10 protein-coding genes are annotated in these 17,217 nt (G+C 40.3%); 4 read left to right on the top strand and 6 right to left on the bottom strand.

The annotated features are described in order from the left end of the window. Nucleotides 1-103: 103 nt before the first annotated feature. Nucleotides 104-568 carry a MaoC family dehydratase gene (locus ACO1XM_RS12555; RefSeq protein ID WP_486229432.1) on the top strand — a complete coding sequence of 155 codons (465 nt, stop codon included), beginning with the start codon at nt 104-106 and terminating at the stop codon, nt 566-568. 15 nt (nt 569-583) lie between these two features. Here ACO1XM_RS12555 and ACO1XM_RS12560 read toward each other — a convergent pair whose 3' ends face one another. The 6 genes from ACO1XM_RS12560 to ACO1XM_RS12585 form a co-directional block, all read right to left on the bottom strand. Beyond that, the gene (locus ACO1XM_RS12560; RefSeq protein ID WP_486229434.1) at nt 584-2,665 is read right to left on the bottom strand and encodes a protein-disulfide reductase DsbD family protein; all 2,082 of its coding nucleotides are present in this window, start codon (nt 2,663-2,665) and stop codon (nt 584-586) included. Nucleotides 2,666-2,716: 51 nt separating this feature from the next. Next, the gene (locus tag ACO1XM_RS12565; protein WP_486229436.1) at nt 2,717-4,072 is read right to left on the bottom strand and encodes a dipeptidase; all 1,356 of its coding nucleotides are present in this window, start codon (nt 4,070-4,072) and stop codon (nt 2,717-2,719) included. Nucleotides 4,073-4,217: 145 nt separating this feature from the next. Beyond that, nucleotides 4,218-9,005 (bottom strand): hypothetical protein, encoded by a 4,788-nt coding sequence (locus tag ACO1XM_RS12570; RefSeq protein WP_486229438.1) that lies wholly within the window; start codon nt 9,003-9,005, stop codon nt 4,218-4,220. Nucleotides 9,006-9,109: 104 nt separating this feature from the next. Next, the gene (gene prmA / locus ACO1XM_RS12575) at nt 9,110-9,940 is read right to left on the bottom strand and encodes a 50S ribosomal protein L11 methyltransferase (RefSeq protein WP_486229440.1); all 831 of its coding nucleotides are present in this window, start codon (nt 9,938-9,940) and stop codon (nt 9,110-9,112) included. 211 nt (nt 9,941-10,151) lie between these two features. Further along, the gene (locus tag ACO1XM_RS12580; protein ID WP_486229442.1) at nt 10,152-10,679 is read right to left on the bottom strand and encodes a DUF1573 domain-containing protein; all 528 of its coding nucleotides are present in this window, start codon (nt 10,677-10,679) and stop codon (nt 10,152-10,154) included. Between the two features lie 19 nt (nt 10,680-10,698). After that, nucleotides 10,699-11,007, bottom strand: a complete 309-nt coding sequence (locus ACO1XM_RS12585; RefSeq protein WP_486229444.1) for a YtxH domain-containing protein — start codon at nt 11,005-11,007, stop codon at nt 10,699-10,701. Nucleotides 11,008-11,206: 199 nt separating this feature from the next. On the opposite strand from ACO1XM_RS12585, the gene ACO1XM_RS12590 reads away from it, so the two are divergent. The 3 genes from ACO1XM_RS12590 (at nt 11,207) to ACO1XM_RS12600 (ending at nt 17,213) form a co-directional block, all read left to right on the top strand. Beyond that, nucleotides 11,207-12,196 carry an AAA family ATPase gene (locus ACO1XM_RS12590; RefSeq protein ID WP_486229446.1) on the top strand — a complete coding sequence of 330 codons (990 nt, stop codon included), beginning with the start codon at nt 11,207-11,209 and terminating at the stop codon, nt 12,194-12,196. Nucleotides 12,197-12,476: 280 nt separating this feature from the next. Beyond that, nucleotides 12,477-14,210 carry a hypothetical protein gene (locus ACO1XM_RS12595; RefSeq protein WP_486229448.1) on the top strand — a complete coding sequence of 578 codons (1,734 nt, stop codon included), beginning with the start codon at nt 12,477-12,479 and terminating at the stop codon, nt 14,208-14,210. Between the two features lie 153 nt (nt 14,211-14,363). After that, nucleotides 14,364-17,213: a TonB-dependent receptor gene (locus ACO1XM_RS12600; RefSeq protein WP_486229450.1), complete on the top strand. Its 2,850-nt coding sequence runs from the start codon at nt 14,364-14,366 to the stop codon at nt 17,211-17,213. Nucleotides 17,214-17,217 lie beyond the last annotated feature (4 nt).

Consider the following 17,217-nt stretch of genomic DNA (forward strand, 5'->3'; position numbering starts at 1 on the left):
TTCTAAAAATATCCATCCCAGTTATTGTGGATGATTAGATTATTGTAACGCGTAGTTTAATCTGAATTAAAAACTTACTACCTTACTAATATAAGTAAATCCCATGAGTAAATTTTCTGTTGGCAGTATAGCTGAGTTCGAAAAACACATAGGCCTTGAGTTGGGTGTATCCAGTTACCTGACCATTACACAGGAGCAAATCAATAAGTTTGCAGATGCAACCTTGGACCACCAATGGATACATACTGATCCGGAGCGAGCGGCTCAAAGTCAATTCAAGTCAACCATTGCACATGGCTATCTTACCTTATCGCTGGTTCCTTATTTATGGGAAGAAATAGCCGATATCAAGAATGTGAAAATGCTGGTAAACTATGGTATAGAAAAACTCAAATTTAATCAGGCGGTATTGGTCAACAGTGAAGTTCGCCTTCGCGTAAAGTTATTGGCTTTAACTAATCTGCGGGGTATTGCCAAAACGGAAATGGAAGTAACACTTGAAATAAAAGACAATGCTAAACCTGCATTTACGGCAACAATCGTTTTTTTATATCACTTCAATGGATAATACCTGATTTGCTTATTATTTACTAAGTGCGTTAAACTTCTCCTTACCCTCATCCAGAAATTTCACAAAGCCTTCAACACTTTTATCGTAGCCGTAAGGTGCAACCAACACTTTCTCGTCATTGCCAACCAAAACATAAAAAGGTTGTGCATTATTTTTAAGGTTAGTGATTTGTAGGTCGGCATTCTGTTTGCCAATAGTTTTCTTAACCTTGTTATCATAGCTGGACGTATACCAGGCACTTTCTGGTAGTTCTGTTTTATCATCCACATAAAGAGCCACTACCACATAATCATTTTGTAAGCGGTCCAGCACTTGTGGATCGCTCCATACTACCGCTTCCATCTCCCTGCAATTGGTGCAACCATGGCCTGTGAAATCGATAAACAAAGGCTTGTTTTGCTGACGCGCACATGCCAGTGCCTGCTTGTAATCAAAGTAGCCATTGATGCCATGAGGCAGATGCAGAAAATCTGCATACTGCGGTTCATCACAGGTTTCATTAGTGGAGGCAGCGGCCGCTATTAAATTAAAATCGTGTGTGTAGAGCGGAGGTAAATAACCAGCCAGCGCTTTTAAGGGCGCTCCCCACATACCTGGAATTAGATAGACCACAAAAATGAAAGTGACCATGGCCATGGACAAACGTGGAATACCGATTCTTTTTTCTTCAGCGTCTTTTCCGGTATCGCCAGGTAGTAAAAACCATTTCATTAAGTAAGCACCGATGAGTAAACCAATCACAATCCAGATAGCGATGTTGATTTCTCTGTCAAGAATGCCCCAATGAAATGCCTGATCGGCAATGCTTAAGAACTTAAAGGCAAGCGCAATTTCCAGGAAGCCCAGTACAACTTTAACACTGTTGAGCCACCCTCCGGACTTTGGTAAAGAACTTAACCAACCCGGGAAAAAGGCAAATAAAGTAAAGGGTATAGCAAAGGCTAATGAGAAACCAAACATACCCACAATCGGCTTGATAAACTCTCCACCGGCAGATGATACTAAAATACTGCCCACAATAGGACCCGTGCAAGAGAATGACACCAATACAATGGTAAAGGCCATAAAGAAAATACCAATGAGACCTCCCTTGTCTGCTTGTCTGTCAGCGGCATTAACTACTGAACTAGGTAAGGTGATTTCAAAGAGACCGAGGAAGGATAAGCCGAAAACAATAAATACTGCAAAGAAAATTAAGTTAGGTATCCACTCCGTTGATAAGTGATTGGCTGTTTCAGGACCCATGAGCGGAGCCAAGGCTGCACCAATCAATGTGTAAATGGCGATAATAAAAAAGCCATACATTAATGCTTTAAATTTTGAGTTTCCCTGACCGGTAAAGAAGCTCACTGTCATGGGAATCATAGGGAAAACGCAGGGCGTAAGTAAGGCAGCCAAACCTGCGACAAAAGCGAGAGCGAAGAATAACCAAAAGGACTGTTGCTGTGCACTTTGCTGAATAAGATTTTCATCCAGTATAGGCCCCGTTATGTTATCGCTAAAAACTTTTGCAGCTTTTGTTTCGCTCTTAACAGTATCAATAGTCTGTTGAGTAGAAGGTGTCACTTCTTTTATAGTGCTCTTCTCCTCAACTTTTGAAGTTTGAGCTGCTTGCTTTTTATCTTCTCCACTAATAGCAATTTTTCCAAAAGCCAGATCACCATCAAACAACACACATTTGCCATCAGTTTCGGTGCACACCTGCCCTTCATAAACTCCTTTCAGCACCAGGTCTTTACTTAGTATTTTTATTTTCTGACGAAACTCACCACTCACTTTAAAAATACGCACATCACAATCAAAAATTTTATCGTGTTTGGCTTCATCATTGATAGCGACAACACCACCTACCAACTCAAAGCTGGGATGTTTATCGAGCGTGATGGATATGGGTATAGGGCCGCAATCTTCATCAAAACCTAAAGAATAGATGTACCAATTTTGATCAATCTGCGCTTTAAAAACAAGGTCGATTACATCACCCACCTTAGCCTGGTTAGTGGCAGTGCCGGCAGTAATTTTAGCAGGTTGTAAAATTTGTGCTGATCCATTAAATGAACCAAGGAGGATAATTAAATAAATTACGAAACGCATATCTGCTAAGTTCTAATCTTTCTTAAACCAAAATTGATTTCGAATGGTTCTCTACTTTGCAAAATGCTGGTAGAAGGCCACTATCGTTTCAATTCCTAGTGTAAAATTCTTGATACCATAGTGCTCATTGGGTGAATGTATGGCATCACTGTCTAAACCAAAACCCATTAACACAGTCTCCAGACCAAGCTCCTTTTTGAATAAGGATACAATCGGAATGCTTCCCCCATCGCGTGTAGGAATGGGTGTTTTGCCCCATACTTGTTCAAATGCTTTCTCTGCAGATTTGTATGCTTTGGAAGTGGTTGAGGTTACTGCAGGCTGACCACCATGGTGCGCAGTTACTTTTACCTTTACAGACTTGGGTGCAAGGGATTGAAAATGTTTAGTGAACAACTCAGTTATTTCAGTGCTATCCTGATTCGGGACTAAGCGCATGGAAATTTTTGCTGAAGCTTTTGAAGGCAATACAGTTTTGGCTCCCTCGCCAGTGTAACCACCCCAAATACCATTTACATCGAGCGTGGGGCGAATACCGGTGCGTTCAATGGTTGTATACCCTTCTTCTCCATGTGTTTCAGCAATGTCTAAATCTTTTTTGTAGTTCTCTAGCACAAAAGGTGCTTTATTAAGTGCTTCTCTTTCCTGAGACGTAAGGTTCACTACTTTATCATAAAAACCAGGAATAGCTACACGACCTTTATCGTCATGCAAGGAAGCAATCATATCGGCTAACACATTAATAGGATTAGCAACAGCACCACCATATACACCGGAGTGTAAATCGCGGTTAGGACCTGTAACCTCTACTTCCATATAACTTAACCCACGCAAGCCAACCGTGATAGAGGGATGCTCTAATGATATAAGAGAAGTATCAGAGATTAAAATGATATCTGCCTTAAGCTTGTCTTTATAATCTCTTACGAAAATAGGGAGGTTGTCTGAGCCTACTTCTTCTTCACCCTCAATCATGAACTTTACATTGCAGGTCAAAGCATTTTGCTTCATCATTATTTCGAAGGCTTTGATGTGCATGTAGAATTGTCCCTTGTCATCACAGGCACCACGGGCATAAATTTTTCCATCCTTTACAACAGGCTCGAAGGCAGGAGAATGCCAAAGGTTTAAGGGATCTGCAGGCTGAACATCGTAGTGACCATAGACTAAAACGGTTGACAGTGAAGGATTCACAATTTTTTCACCAAATACAATCGGGTGACCTTTGGTTTCAACTAATTGAACGGTATCAGCTCCAGCCTCTTCTAATTTTGCTTTTACGTAGTTGGCTGCTGTACGCACATCATCTTTGTGCTTACTGTCGGCACTTACTGAAGGTATGCGCAGTAAATCAAACAACTCGTTTAAAAATCTCTCCTGATTTGATGTGATGTATTCTTTTACCATGATTGAATTTTGAAATTGACCGTGCTTTTATTAAAAAATTCTAAATTCTAAATTCTAAATTCTAAATTCTAAATTCTAAATTCTAAATTCTAAATTCTAAATTCTAAATTCTAAATTCTAAATTCTAAATTCTAAATTCTAAATTCTAAAACCCATCATCCTCTTTCTTCTCCTCTTCTTTCTTTTTAGCGCCTGTGCTACCTGCACTTAAACTGTAGGGCACTTCAATACCATAATAATCTCTTCTAAAGCGGTTGATGAAAGCCAGGGTTTCATCATCGCTGCCAGGCACAAAAATGAGTTCACCTACTTTTGCTTTTCCTGAATTGTTTTTTTTGGAGATAATACTATTGAAGACAGGATTAGAAGAATGTGCCAGCAACCGATTGTCTTCATAGCTAAATGAATACCACGACTCGGGCGAAGCTTTAATGAATACATTGAAAACAGGAAGCCCGTCTTCATTTTTCTTAACCTCCATAAAGCCCTCAAAAGCCCCGTTTATATCGTTACGACCAATGTTTGAAATTCCCAAACTCCCCTCGCTATAGAATGCTTTGAAACCTTGTGACCATTTAAAATTAACATTAGCGAAGTTCAGGGGCTTAGCGGTAGCAGCAATTGTAGCTAAAGAAACATAGGCTTTCTGACTTGCCTGCTCATAAGCCCTGGCCTCACGCTCGCCTACAATGTCGGCAACCTTGTAAAGCAACTCCGTTAAATCTCCCAAGCCTTCACCTGCACCCTCATTTGTAATAACGGTTTGTATGTCGCGTGCCATAGCATCGAATGCTGTACTGGGTATTTTAGCATCTACCAGCACCATCGAATTCATTCGGATATCATTTGTTTCCAGATTACCCTGACCGATAACAGTGGATGTAATATTGAAAGAACTGTTACCGCTGAAAAGATTAACAGGACCTTCAAAACGTATGTTTAGGTTGTTGTCATTGTAGGAAAAGACTTTTCCAGAGAGTTTATTGCCTGCCGCTTTTTCTAAATCTTCAATCTTATATTCAGCAGCTTCATTATCGTAAAAAAGTGATCCGCTAGGCACAAAAAAATCTTCATCCTCGTCATTGAGCTTATCATTAAGAAAAGAAATATAAAGGCTGTTGTCAGTGGCATTAAAATGTAAACCTGCATCTACCTTTTTGCCTTCTTCTGTTACGGCATTATCGAACTCAATGGCAACTTCAGTTTCTTCACCACTTTGCTTATAACGAATCCAGGTGTTATAATTTTTTATCTTTTTGATATCGAGTTTAACAAAACCTTCTAGTTCAAGCGCAGGTCGTGTCGCATACATTTTCATGTCGCCTTTATAAAACAGACCAGCGCCTAACACTAATTTTTTTGCCTCATCTACAGAACCAATGGCCACGGTTTGCTGAGAGGCATCTACACGTTTGCGATTACTGCGTTTGAGTGAATCTGTTTTTACAATACTTTCAAGGTGGAAATCAGTTAACTTAATTTCAAAAGTGTCTTTAAGAAAGTTGACATACTGGTAAGTAGCGTATCCTGAAAACTCATTTCTTGACTTGATATCAATAACCCCTTCCGTTAAACGATGGTATCCATTCAGCGTATCGATAATAATCGTAGTATTTTTTAATGTGCCAATCTGTGCGTTTTCTAAGATCAACACCTCGTTACCATCCGGTGTAATTTTAGCATCCGCTACAATGATGTACGGGATACCACTTACTTTTAACTCTTGTTTTTTAATATCGTATTCTGCTTTTTCAGCATTGAACCGCAGTGAATCCAGGTCTTTTCGAGTAGTGTAGAAATATGAATCCTCAATAGGCACTGATTTGTCTTTTGACATGGTGATTTTTTGCGTGTTTAAATCCCACACGGCTCGCGGTATAGAAGTTTTAAACTGTGCAAAAGGAAACTCAATAGCAGCATCCCCTGCCACTTCGGGGCCGATGTCAGCTACGTTTTCTGTAAGGTTAAAACGTAAGCGTACATCTTTACCAGCGAGAGCTGGTTTTGTGGAGTCCTCAGACAAAACATTAAAAGTAGCATGTCGTGCCGTAAACTGGTCTGAAATAAAACTCATTTCTTTCGAGGTCAATTCTGTGCCCCTGGTTTTTAAAGTGCCATCTCCGTTTACACCTTTTTTAGAGACAACAATACTACCCCTTAACTGAGCAGTTGAATCATAAAAGTGAAAATCAGAATTAGTTGTTTTTAGTTTTAATTCATCGCGTCTGGGTTTCCAGTTCATTTCATAATTAGGGAATGTTGCCTGCGGAAAAATAACATTCCCGAATTGTTCCTTAGTCATGTGTGCACGCTGACCTTTTCCAAGCACAGAGTCAGGGAAGAATAGAAAATTATCGGACCGGATGTGCGCGGCCAGATAATCGATGTTTGCATTGGCGCGAATACCTCGTTTATCAAGATGAATATTGCCGTGGATCTTGCCATCTCCTTTGAAAAGTTGATAACCATCGCCAGGGATTGTATGCTCAAACCCCAATGACTTATCTGGCATGGTATGCAGCTTTTCTTTAAAATTGGGGAACATACCATTGCTTACAAATGTACCTTCGAAGTTAATGGCGGCCGGATCAGCATCGTTCAAACTGTCTAGTTTAAATGGTGGCACCATAAAGAAAATCGAGCGATCATAGGTGCCATTTAAAATTTCTTTCCTGTCAAAATAAATTACTCCCCCATTGGTTGCATCAAGCCTTGGGTAATCAGCAGTTTTTAATCTTCCTGATTTGTTATTGGGACGACTGATGTATAGTGTACCGCCTGAACTGCGCACACGGTCTATCCCGGCTGTAGCAGCACGAGTTGAGTCTGCACCTTGCATGGAGTTATCAATGCGTCTGCGTACAGTTTGCCCTTGTCGGTTTTTTTCAGTGACAAAAAAACCAATGGAGTCGATCTGCTTCATGTTAATAAAAAAGCTGTCGTACTTGAGTGTAAATTCTTTACCGGTAATTTCAAAATTTCCTGCACTGATTCGTCCGTCAAATTTGAGATCGCGATTCTGTAAGAGAACAATGGTGGAGCTATCTGGAAAAATTGTACAATTGAGTGAGTCGCTTACATTGAAACTCTCTACACCGCGAATGGTCATTTGCCTTTTGGCAAAATTTAAAGTGGCATTTGTGGCAGTGTCTATTACGGAGTGAATTTTCAGATTATCATAATCCGTTTTCTTCTGTTGTGATTTATAAACCTGGATAGCTTTTTCCTTCACCCGCACAAAATTTTGTTGAGGGAAAAACTCAACCATTCCTTTTTGTGCCAGAAAATCTATGGCGTTTTGCATTTCACGCACATCACGTTTTGTAGCTAACGCCAAATCGCCAACATAAAATTCGCGCACCTTATTTTTTAAACAGTAGTTTGCTACAACGACTAAGGGATGAAAATTAAATGCTTCACTTTGAAGCGCATTGTAGTCGTTAGGGTCGTAATAATTTACAGATTCCACAATCATTGGAACGGTGCTCCGGTTGCCATCAATAGAAAGCTCTAAACTATCGCTCAGGAGTTTCCAATCTAATTTGTTAACCATGAAATCCACATTGAAGAATGAGGATGAAAATGGAGCATAGCGCATATAGCTTTTGGAGCTCAGCAGTAATAACTGTTGGGCACTATCGCTGGGAAATTTATAAGAAAGACGAACCATTGGGTGTGTGATGGAATCGTTTTCCTGAAAAATTGTTATTCGACTATTTTCGGTGGTGATGATTTCTTTACCGATGGTAAAACCTGGTGAAACGGCTTTCCATAGAGGATTGCCCGCTTTGCTGACTTGAAGAACGGAGTTTCCGTTGAACACAGAATTGCTAGTTATTTTATTGCCATTTAATGTAAAGCCTCCGCTAAATCGAGTATTACTTAAGCCGACACCCTGATGAACAATATTGTTTTCATAAGAACTAAAACGAGGATAGGCAGAGGCCACGGAATCGGCATGGGCCACTGATTTAAATTCGAAACGACCTGCTATGGGTTCTGCTAACTTTCCTTTATAGGTAAGCTTAGTGTATTCAGATTTAAACTCTGCCTTATTGGTTTTGAATGAATAACCGTTGGGGAGTTCACAAAAAACAGAATCAGCAGGTAAGAGGGCCGCAGTAAAATCAAAGGAACCTCCATCGCCAATGAAGGTATCAAGGTTGAAAGCATATGAGCCTTTCGTGTTTTGGAGGAACACAGAGTCATACCGAGTTACAAAGTTTAAGGTCGTTTTATCAAAAACCAAAACAGGCCCTTCAATAACAGGCGGCACTGGTGCCTGCACCATGTTCATCCATATTGGGTTATTATTTTGCGGCTGACTATATGCATCTTCAGTCCAATCATCCTGTTGCGTATCATCTGTACTTTCTTCATCACCCCAATCTGTTGGTATAGTGTCCTGTGCAGTTGTTTCCTCTTCAATAATTTCAATGGGTTTTGGTGCCTCTATAAAATCAAAAAAGTATTTGTCACTAGAACTGTATAGTTGAAAGCCCTTATCAAAGTGGATTGCGTGATGCTGAAAAAATATTTTGCTGACATTTAAAAAATTTAGAGACTGGGCAGCACTGTAATTTTCAACAACCTTTTGTGTCGTATTCAAAAAAGAAGTGATGATTGGATTGTCTGCATTTTCAGTTTGCCGTGCATGCACCAAGGCACCTACATACTGCACAATATGAGGGCGTAGTTTGTAGCCCTTTTTGCGCATAAGATTGACTTGCTTCTTAATACTGTTTTGCTCTGTCAATCCGTAGGAAGACCAGACCTGAACGAAAGCGTCCCCCAAGGTAACAGCTTCAGGGTTTCGGGTGGCGACCAGGACATTGCGCACGCTGTCTTGGAAAGGAAGCGGCACAGCCTGTTGTGCCAACAGGTGTGTTGACATCAACATTAAAAAAAGCAGGAATGCCGGTATGCGTTTCAAGGTTTGCGCGTATTACTAAAATGAAGACAAGTTAATGAAGATTTTGGTTTTGCCCTTGTATAACGATGGGGAGTCAGTAAACAATATGGGCAGTTTTAAAGTGCTTATTTTCTCTGCAGCAGAAGCGTAGCCCAGGTTTCGTGAACCACTTGTTTTACTTTGCTCAGGCCCTCTTTTTCAGCCCTGGCCAGTAGGTCTGGGATATCTTGTTCGTAGAAACCACTTAGCAATAGTAGAGCATTCGGTTTCAGATAAGCAAAATAATAGGGCATTTCCATGAGCAGGATGTTTTTATTGATGTTGGCCAGTATGATATCAAAAGGCTCATCAAATTTTAACTCACTGATTTTACCCTGCCGTATCCGGATGTTCTGACAATTATTTACTTCTGTATTTTCCTTTCCGTTTTCAATACTCCAGGCATCAATGTCAAAAGCATCCACAAAAGCAGCACCTCGTTTGATGGCCATTACGGCCAGCACGGCAGTACCGCAACCGGCATCCATTACGCGTTTGTTAGTATGATCAATGTCAAGTTGGTTTTTTACCATCAGATAGGTAGTGGCGTGGTGGCCGGTACCAAACGACATCTTGGGTGTTATTACAATATCATAGGGATATTGCTTACCTGGTTGATGGAAATTTGCCCGAATAATGCACTGATCATCTACGATTACGGGCTCGTAGTTTTTCTCCCATTCTTCATTCCAGTTTTTTTTCTGGATACGATCCTGATAAAATACAACGGAGGTCTGCTGGTTGTAACGTTCCCGGATGGCCTCTAGCATTTGTTTATCGAAATTTTCAGATTCAACATATGCCTCAAAGCCTTTTTCGTTTTCCATGAAGGTATCGAAGCCTGTTTCGGCAATTTCGGCCATCAGAATCTCGGCAAAGTCAGGTTCACAAATAACAACAAGGCGGGTGTGGTACATTGGATGAGTTCGGTTAATTTTTTTATGGCTACTAGCTGCGAGCCTTGAGCTAATAGCTGGTTGTTAACATATCGTTAATTGTATTACTTGTAAAATGGCAAATCATACTTAAAAACCATTTTAAGTATGATTTGGCAAATTACAAATAAGACACAAAAAAGCCCGGCTTTGAGAAGCGCGGGCTCTTGTTTATAATTATTAAAGGCGATGCTTACTGTACCGGAGCGGTAACCGTAGGGATTACCATTGCCTTAAAGCGCAATGTAGTTTGCTTAGGGTAGGTGTTAGCAGTAACCGTAATCGTCTTGTTTTGAGCATTCGGCTTACCCTTGCTGTCAAATTCAGCTTTTACATAGCCTTCTCCACCTACTGGAATCGGATCTTTAGACCACTCAGGCACTGTACAGCCACAAGAGGGCTGGGCACTTTGAATGATGAGGGGAGCATCGCCCGTGTTTTTAAATTTATAGGTGTAAGAAACTTTTTGTCCTTCTGTAATGGTACCAAAGTCATGTTCTACCTTTTCAAACTGGAGTGCAGCAACAGGACCTTCAGGTTTAACTTCTTCTACAGGTTGTGCCTGTACTGCCGGGGTAGCGGCTGGTGACTTTTTACCTTCCAACTCACTTAAGCGCGCCTCCAGGGCAGCAATCTTCTTTTCAGCATCTTTATCTCCACAAGAAGTCAGGGAGGCAATTGCCACTAATGCGAGGGCCACATTTTTCATAATCAACTTCATAACAACTGTTTTTTTAATCTTAACCTTTTGAATTTCTTAACTGCTCAAGTAAAGTATCAACGTCATCCAATAACTGCTCAGCCTTATTTTTAGTTTCGTCAACTACCTTTTGGCCTTGACTTTTCGCTTCTGTTGTTAGCGGTGTTTCTTTGCCTTCAATCAGGTCGTTCACCAGATCCTGGAGCATTTTGCGATACTTGTCCAGTTTGAAAGAAAGTTTTTCGCGTGTAACAGAGCCTTTTTCCGGAGCATAGAGTATACCAATGGCTGCACCGGCAGCTGCTCCCAGTAAAAAGGCTAATAGCGTGTTTCCGCTTTGTTTACTCATATCGAATCAAAATTAGAGTTGAGGGTGTGCAAAATCAAAAAATTAACGTTTTTTAACAAGTATAATCGAGAATAAGGTTCAAAAAGAAGTGACTAACCTAGATTAAACGCCTTCAAAAGAACTATGATGATGATTCATCACAAAAATTGATCCCGATTCGTTAAAATTGTCGTTTAATTGGTTTGTAAAACTTTTTTATATGTCATTAACAGCTTCATCAGAGATCCATCAGGAACATAAGGCTAAAATTAAGCAGGTATTAGACGAGGTAGGCAAAGTAGTAGTTGGCCAGGAATACATGGTGAATCGATTATTGGTAGGCTTATTTACCAACGGACACGTACTTTTGGAGGGTGTGCCAGGACTGGCAAAAACGCTTACTGTGAGTACCTTAGCACAAGTACTTCATCTTGACTTCTCACGCATACAGTTTACCCCTGATCTGCTACCTGCGGACCTTGTAGGTACTATGATTTACAATCAGCGTGAAGGCAAATTTGAAGTGAAGAAAGGCCCGATTTTCGCGAATATTATTCTGGCAGATGAGATCAACCGTTCCCCGGCCAAAGTGCAGTCCGCTTTGCTGGAAGCCATGCAGGAAAAACAGGTAACGATTGGTGAGACTACTTTTACCCTGGATAAACCCTTTCTGGTATTGGCAACCCAGAATCCGGTTGATCAGGAAGGAACCTACTCCTTGCCAGAAGCTCAGGTAGACCGTTTTATGATGAAGGTTTCGGTGGATTACCCTACCAAAGAACAGGAGCTTGAGGTGATGCGCAGGATTTCTAATATGAAATTTGACTTCACAGTAAACACTGTACTTACCAAAGAAGATATTTTTTCAGTGCGTGAACAGGTCAATAAAGTGAAGATCAGTGAATCGCTGGAGCGCTATATTATAGAATTGGTTTTTGCTACACGCAGACCTAAGGAATACAAATTAGATGAGCAGGCACAATATATCCAGTTTGGTGCCTCGCCTCGAGCCAGTATTAATCTGAACCTTGCCGCTAAAGCTGTTGCTTATTTTGAAGGCCGGGATTATGTGTTGCCGGAAGATATTAAAGAGGTGGCCCTGGATGTGATGAACCACCGCATCATTCTTAATTATGAGGCAGAGGCAGACAACGTTAAAACAACAGACATTATTAAGGCTATCCTTAATAAAGTGCCTATATCGAAATAATTGAAATGAACTATTTACTGATGACCCGGTCGTGTTAAGCGACCGGGTTATTTTTTGACAGCAGATGCAGCAATTTAATTGTAATAAAAAAGTCACCTGGTATTTCAATTATGCCACGCCTTGTGCCTGCAATTACTAAACTTCTGGCTTCCTGCCTTAATATTCAAGTAACACATCCCCTCAGCTCTTTAACAATTTGTTAAAGGACACGATCGCTTCAGATAACATTAGATGTTCACCTTTGGCGCAGAATTAAAGTTCTAAACCAAAAACATTTATCATGAAAAAATTCTTATCAATGATCGCTATCGCCTCCATGCTAGCGTTTACATGGGCTTGCGATGACGAAGAAACGTTTGATCTGCCAACAGTACAGGTTGTGAACGCCTCTCTTGAGCAACGTGCAGGTGAATCCATTGATGTAACTGCATCGGTTGTTGCTGATGGTGGCATCAAAACAATAACAGTATCTGTAGATGGCGGGACAGGAGTCGATATCACTGGTTCATTTCTAAATCAAAAAGCAGCATTAGTTACCTACGCATTCGCAGTTCCTGAAGATGCTGCCGAAGGAGAAGAGTTCGAAATATCTTTTAAAGTTGTTGATAATAAAGGTAAAGAAGCGACATCACTTTCACCGACTGTTGTAACGGTAGCTGAAGAGCCTGCTCAAATTATCGAATTAACAGAATCTCCTAATGGTGTAGGTACTACTACATGGTTAGCAAGAAACACATACATTCTGAACGGAAAGATTTTCGTTAATGATGGACAAACATTGACAATTGAAGCAGGAACTGTAATTAAAGGTCAGACAGGACAGGCTGAAAATGCAAGTGCTTTGATTGTAGCTCGTGGTGGTAAAATCATAGCCAATGGTACACCAACTAACCCTATCATTTTTACAGCTTTGGCAGATGACATTACAAGAACTGATGATCTTCCGAAGAATCAAAGAGGTTTGTGGGGTGGTGTGATCATACTTGGTAACTCATATATTAACCATGCTAATGGTCAGACTACTATTGAAGGTATACCTGCTACCGCAACTGAATATCGCTCACAATATGGTGTTGGAACAGAGGCCGTAACCGGTAAGGTTTGGGCTAGAAACGATGCACATAATGCTGGCGAAATGAGTTATGTCTCTATACGTCATGGTGGTACTAATATTGGTGCTGGTAATGAGATAAACGGTTTAACAATGGGCGGTGTAGGTACCGGTACAAAGATTCATCACATTGAAGTTTACGGAAACGATGATGATGGATTTGAGTGGTTCGGTGGTACGAATAATACTTCTTATCTGGCTTCAATTTTAAATCAGGATGATGCTTTTGACTGGGATTTTGGATGGAGAGCTGAAAATCAATTCTGGCTAGCTGTTCAGGAGCAAGGTTTTGATGCTTCAAACCGTGGATTTGAGAGCGATGGTGCACACAGTGGAAACTTAAACGCGGCAACATTCTCTAAGCCTCAAATTTTCAACATGACCTTAATTGGATCTACCGCTGCAGGTACAGCCAATGCAACAGATCATAATGCATTCTTCTTCACTGAGAATTCTGGTGGATTAATTCATAATAGTATTATCATGGGCTTTGGTCAGGGTATTAACCTTACTGATGTTGGAGGAACCAATGGAAATAGCCGTGACAGGCTTGCCGCAGGAGACCTTGCCTTCAAAAATAATATTTGGACTAATGTAGCGGATGGTAATATTGGGGGAGCAACGGGCATTTCTAACGGGCTGGCTGCTTTAGAAACCTACTTAAGTGATGCTGCTAACGGCAACGAAATTTCAGCAACACCGGGTATTACCATTACAAGTTCTAACTTTAGCCTTGTGCCTGCTGCCGGATCGTTAGCTTTAACTAAGAGCCGTTCAACTTTACCAGCTGGAGAAGTGAATGCCTTTACTTATGTGGCAGCAAACCATATCGGTGCATTCGGAACAAACAACTGGTTAAGAGGCTGGACAGCAGTAGATGCTTACGGTTACCTGGGTAACTAGTACTAAAGAATTTCTCAAATCAAAGAAAGCGCCAAATGTGGCGCTTTCTTTGATTAACAATATGGTAACATTCGGTTAATGCAATGATAAATAGCTTTGAGAATTAATAGGTTAGCACTTGTCTACCTTTGCGGCAAGTTTTAACCAAAGCACATGAACATAGTAAAAAGTTTGTTCGCACTTGTCTCTCTGCTATTAAGTTTTACACTATCCTTTTCTCAAAACGGGACACTAAGAGGTTCAATTATTGATACCGAAACAGGAGAGAGCCTGATTGGTGCAACAGCACAGTTTGTGGGAACCTCGCTAGGTTCGGTGACTGATATCGATGGCAAATTTTCAATTAATAATATTCCTGCGGGCACCTATGTTTTGCAAATCTCTTACATAGGCTATCAGACTCAGAAGATAGAAAATGTTGTGATTAAAGCGGGAGAAGTTTCAATACTGGACATAAGACTTAAAACAGAAAGCACAAATCTTGATGAAATTGTCGTTACAGCTCAGGTTATTAAAAATAACGAAGTTGCTCTTTTAACACTTCAACGAAAGTCAAGTCTAGTTTTAGATGGCATTTCAGCTAAACAATTTTCCCTTAATGGCGACAACGATGCAGCCTCAGCCATTAAACGCGTTACAGGAGTATCTGTAGAAGGTGGTAAGTATGTTTATGTTAGAGGACTTGGAGATCGTTATACTAAAACAGCTTTGAATAGCGCTGAAATTCCAGGTCTTGATCCGAATCGAAATACAGTTCAGATGGACTTGTTTCCATCTAATCTCATCGACAACATTTTAATTTACAAAACCTTCTCACCAGAAATTCCTGCCAATTTTACTGGAGGGTATGTAAATATTTCCACTAAAGAATTTCCTGATCAACTAACTATTCAAGCCTCTTCATCAATTGGCTATAACACTAATGCCACATTTACTGAAAACGTAATTACAGATGATTGGGGGAAAGGGCATGTTTTTGGAAGAGCAGATAAAAATCGTTTTGTGCCTTCAATAGTTGCAGATGGAGTACAACCAAGAAGCTTTAATCTTGCCGAAGCTCAGCAGTTGGATCGTGAAAGCAAGTCATTTAATGGCAGCATGGCGCCCACAACATACACGCCATCACCTAATCATAGTTTATCTTTTTCAATAGGAAATCAAAAAGAAATTTTTGGAAAGCAAATTGGTTTTATTGGGGGACTAAGCTATCAGCGCACGTATGAATATTTTTCAGCAGGTGATGTAGGACGCTTCTTCTTACCGGGAAACGTTAGTGCGGCTGCTCTTGACACATTATACAATTTATCACAGAATAAAAGCACTGAAACTGTTTTATTGGGAGGTATCCTAAACACAACCATAAAGCTAAGCTCACGACATAAAATAGCTTTGAATCTGATGAGAAATCAAGGTGCTGATGCAAGTGCTTCTTTCTTTGAAGGTTTATTCCCATTTGCATCTGGAGATGATCCAAATTTCTTCTTTCAGGGAAGATCAATGATTTATGTTGAAAGAGCACTTTCAAATGCACAATTAAAAGGTGAGCATGTTTTTGGCGCAAAAAATATAAAATTTGACTGGTCAGGTGCTTATACGCTTAGTGAGCAAGAGGAGCCAGATTTGAAGTTCTTTCAAAACCTTCGTTTTGGAAGTAATCCAGAGCAATATACTTACGATGCAATCAGTAACAACGTAAGACCAGCATCCAGGTATTTCAGAAGTATGGCCGAAACCAACTTCGATCTGAGAACCAACATTGAAGTGCCTGTACTAATTAACCAACTTGAATCCAAGCTTAAATTCGGGGCTTCCTATGTTTCAAAAGACAGAAACTTCAGTGAACAGATCATTCAGTACAAGCCGGAACCATCTGCTCAACCTTACACGGGTGATATTGACGCTTACTTCTCTGATGCAAACCTTGGTTTGATCGGAGCTAATAATACGCTACCCTACGGCTTAATTATTCAAGACAACACCACCGGTGGAGGATCGTACAACGGAATTGAAAAGGTGCCTGCTTTTTATGGTATGATTGATTGGCAGGCTACTAAAGGGTTGAAAGTAAGCACAGGTCTACGCTACGAAAAAACAGATATTGAAGTAGACAATATAAATGCTGCACCTGCAGAACGCTTTGCCTCACTTGAAAGTAATGACATTTTACCAGCCGTTAATATCACTAAACAATTGAGTGATAATTCTAATCTAAGAATAGCCTATGGTAAAACGCTTGCAAGACCTACATTCCGTGAGCTTGCCACTTTTGCATCATTTGAATTCCAGGGAGATTTTCAAATAATCGGAAATCCATTTTTAGAGCGCACAACTATTAATAATTTTGATCTTCGTTGGGAGTTGTTTCCAAAGTCAGGTGAGATAATTTCTGTAAGCACTTTCTATAAGGACTTTACTAACCCTATTGAACGTGCTGTTGATCCAAATACTAATGATTTGGCAACACAAATCCAATTTAGAAATGTTGCAAAAGCATGGTTATCAGGTGTTGAATTAGAATTTAGAAAAAAGCTTGACTTTATAACCCCCACATTGCAAAAATTCTCTCTGGGTGTAAATCTTGCCTACATTTATTCTCAGGTTGATATTTCTGAGGGTGAACTGGCTCTAATAAGAACTAATGACCCGGGCGCTAGCAGCCAGCGTGCCATGTTTGGTCAGTCTCCTTATATTGTCAACGCTATTTTGTCCTATGATAATCCTGATAAAACAATTAATGCGAATATCAATCTAAACGTGCAAGGAGAACGCTTATCAGTGGTTAGCACAGGTGGTATACCCAATGTATTCGAACAACCTAGACCAACATTAGATTTTAATGTAAAGAAGGGTTTAGGAAACAATTGGAGCATGAAGTTCGCAGCAACTAATTTACTTGATGCTGAGTACAGACAAACACATACCTTCAAAGGCAAAGAGTATAATTTTTCATCTTACAGATTGGGCAGAAATTTTTCACTCGGTGTTTCTTACACAATTGAGTAAAAGT

The organism is Chryseotalea sp. (genome assembly GCF_057350905.1).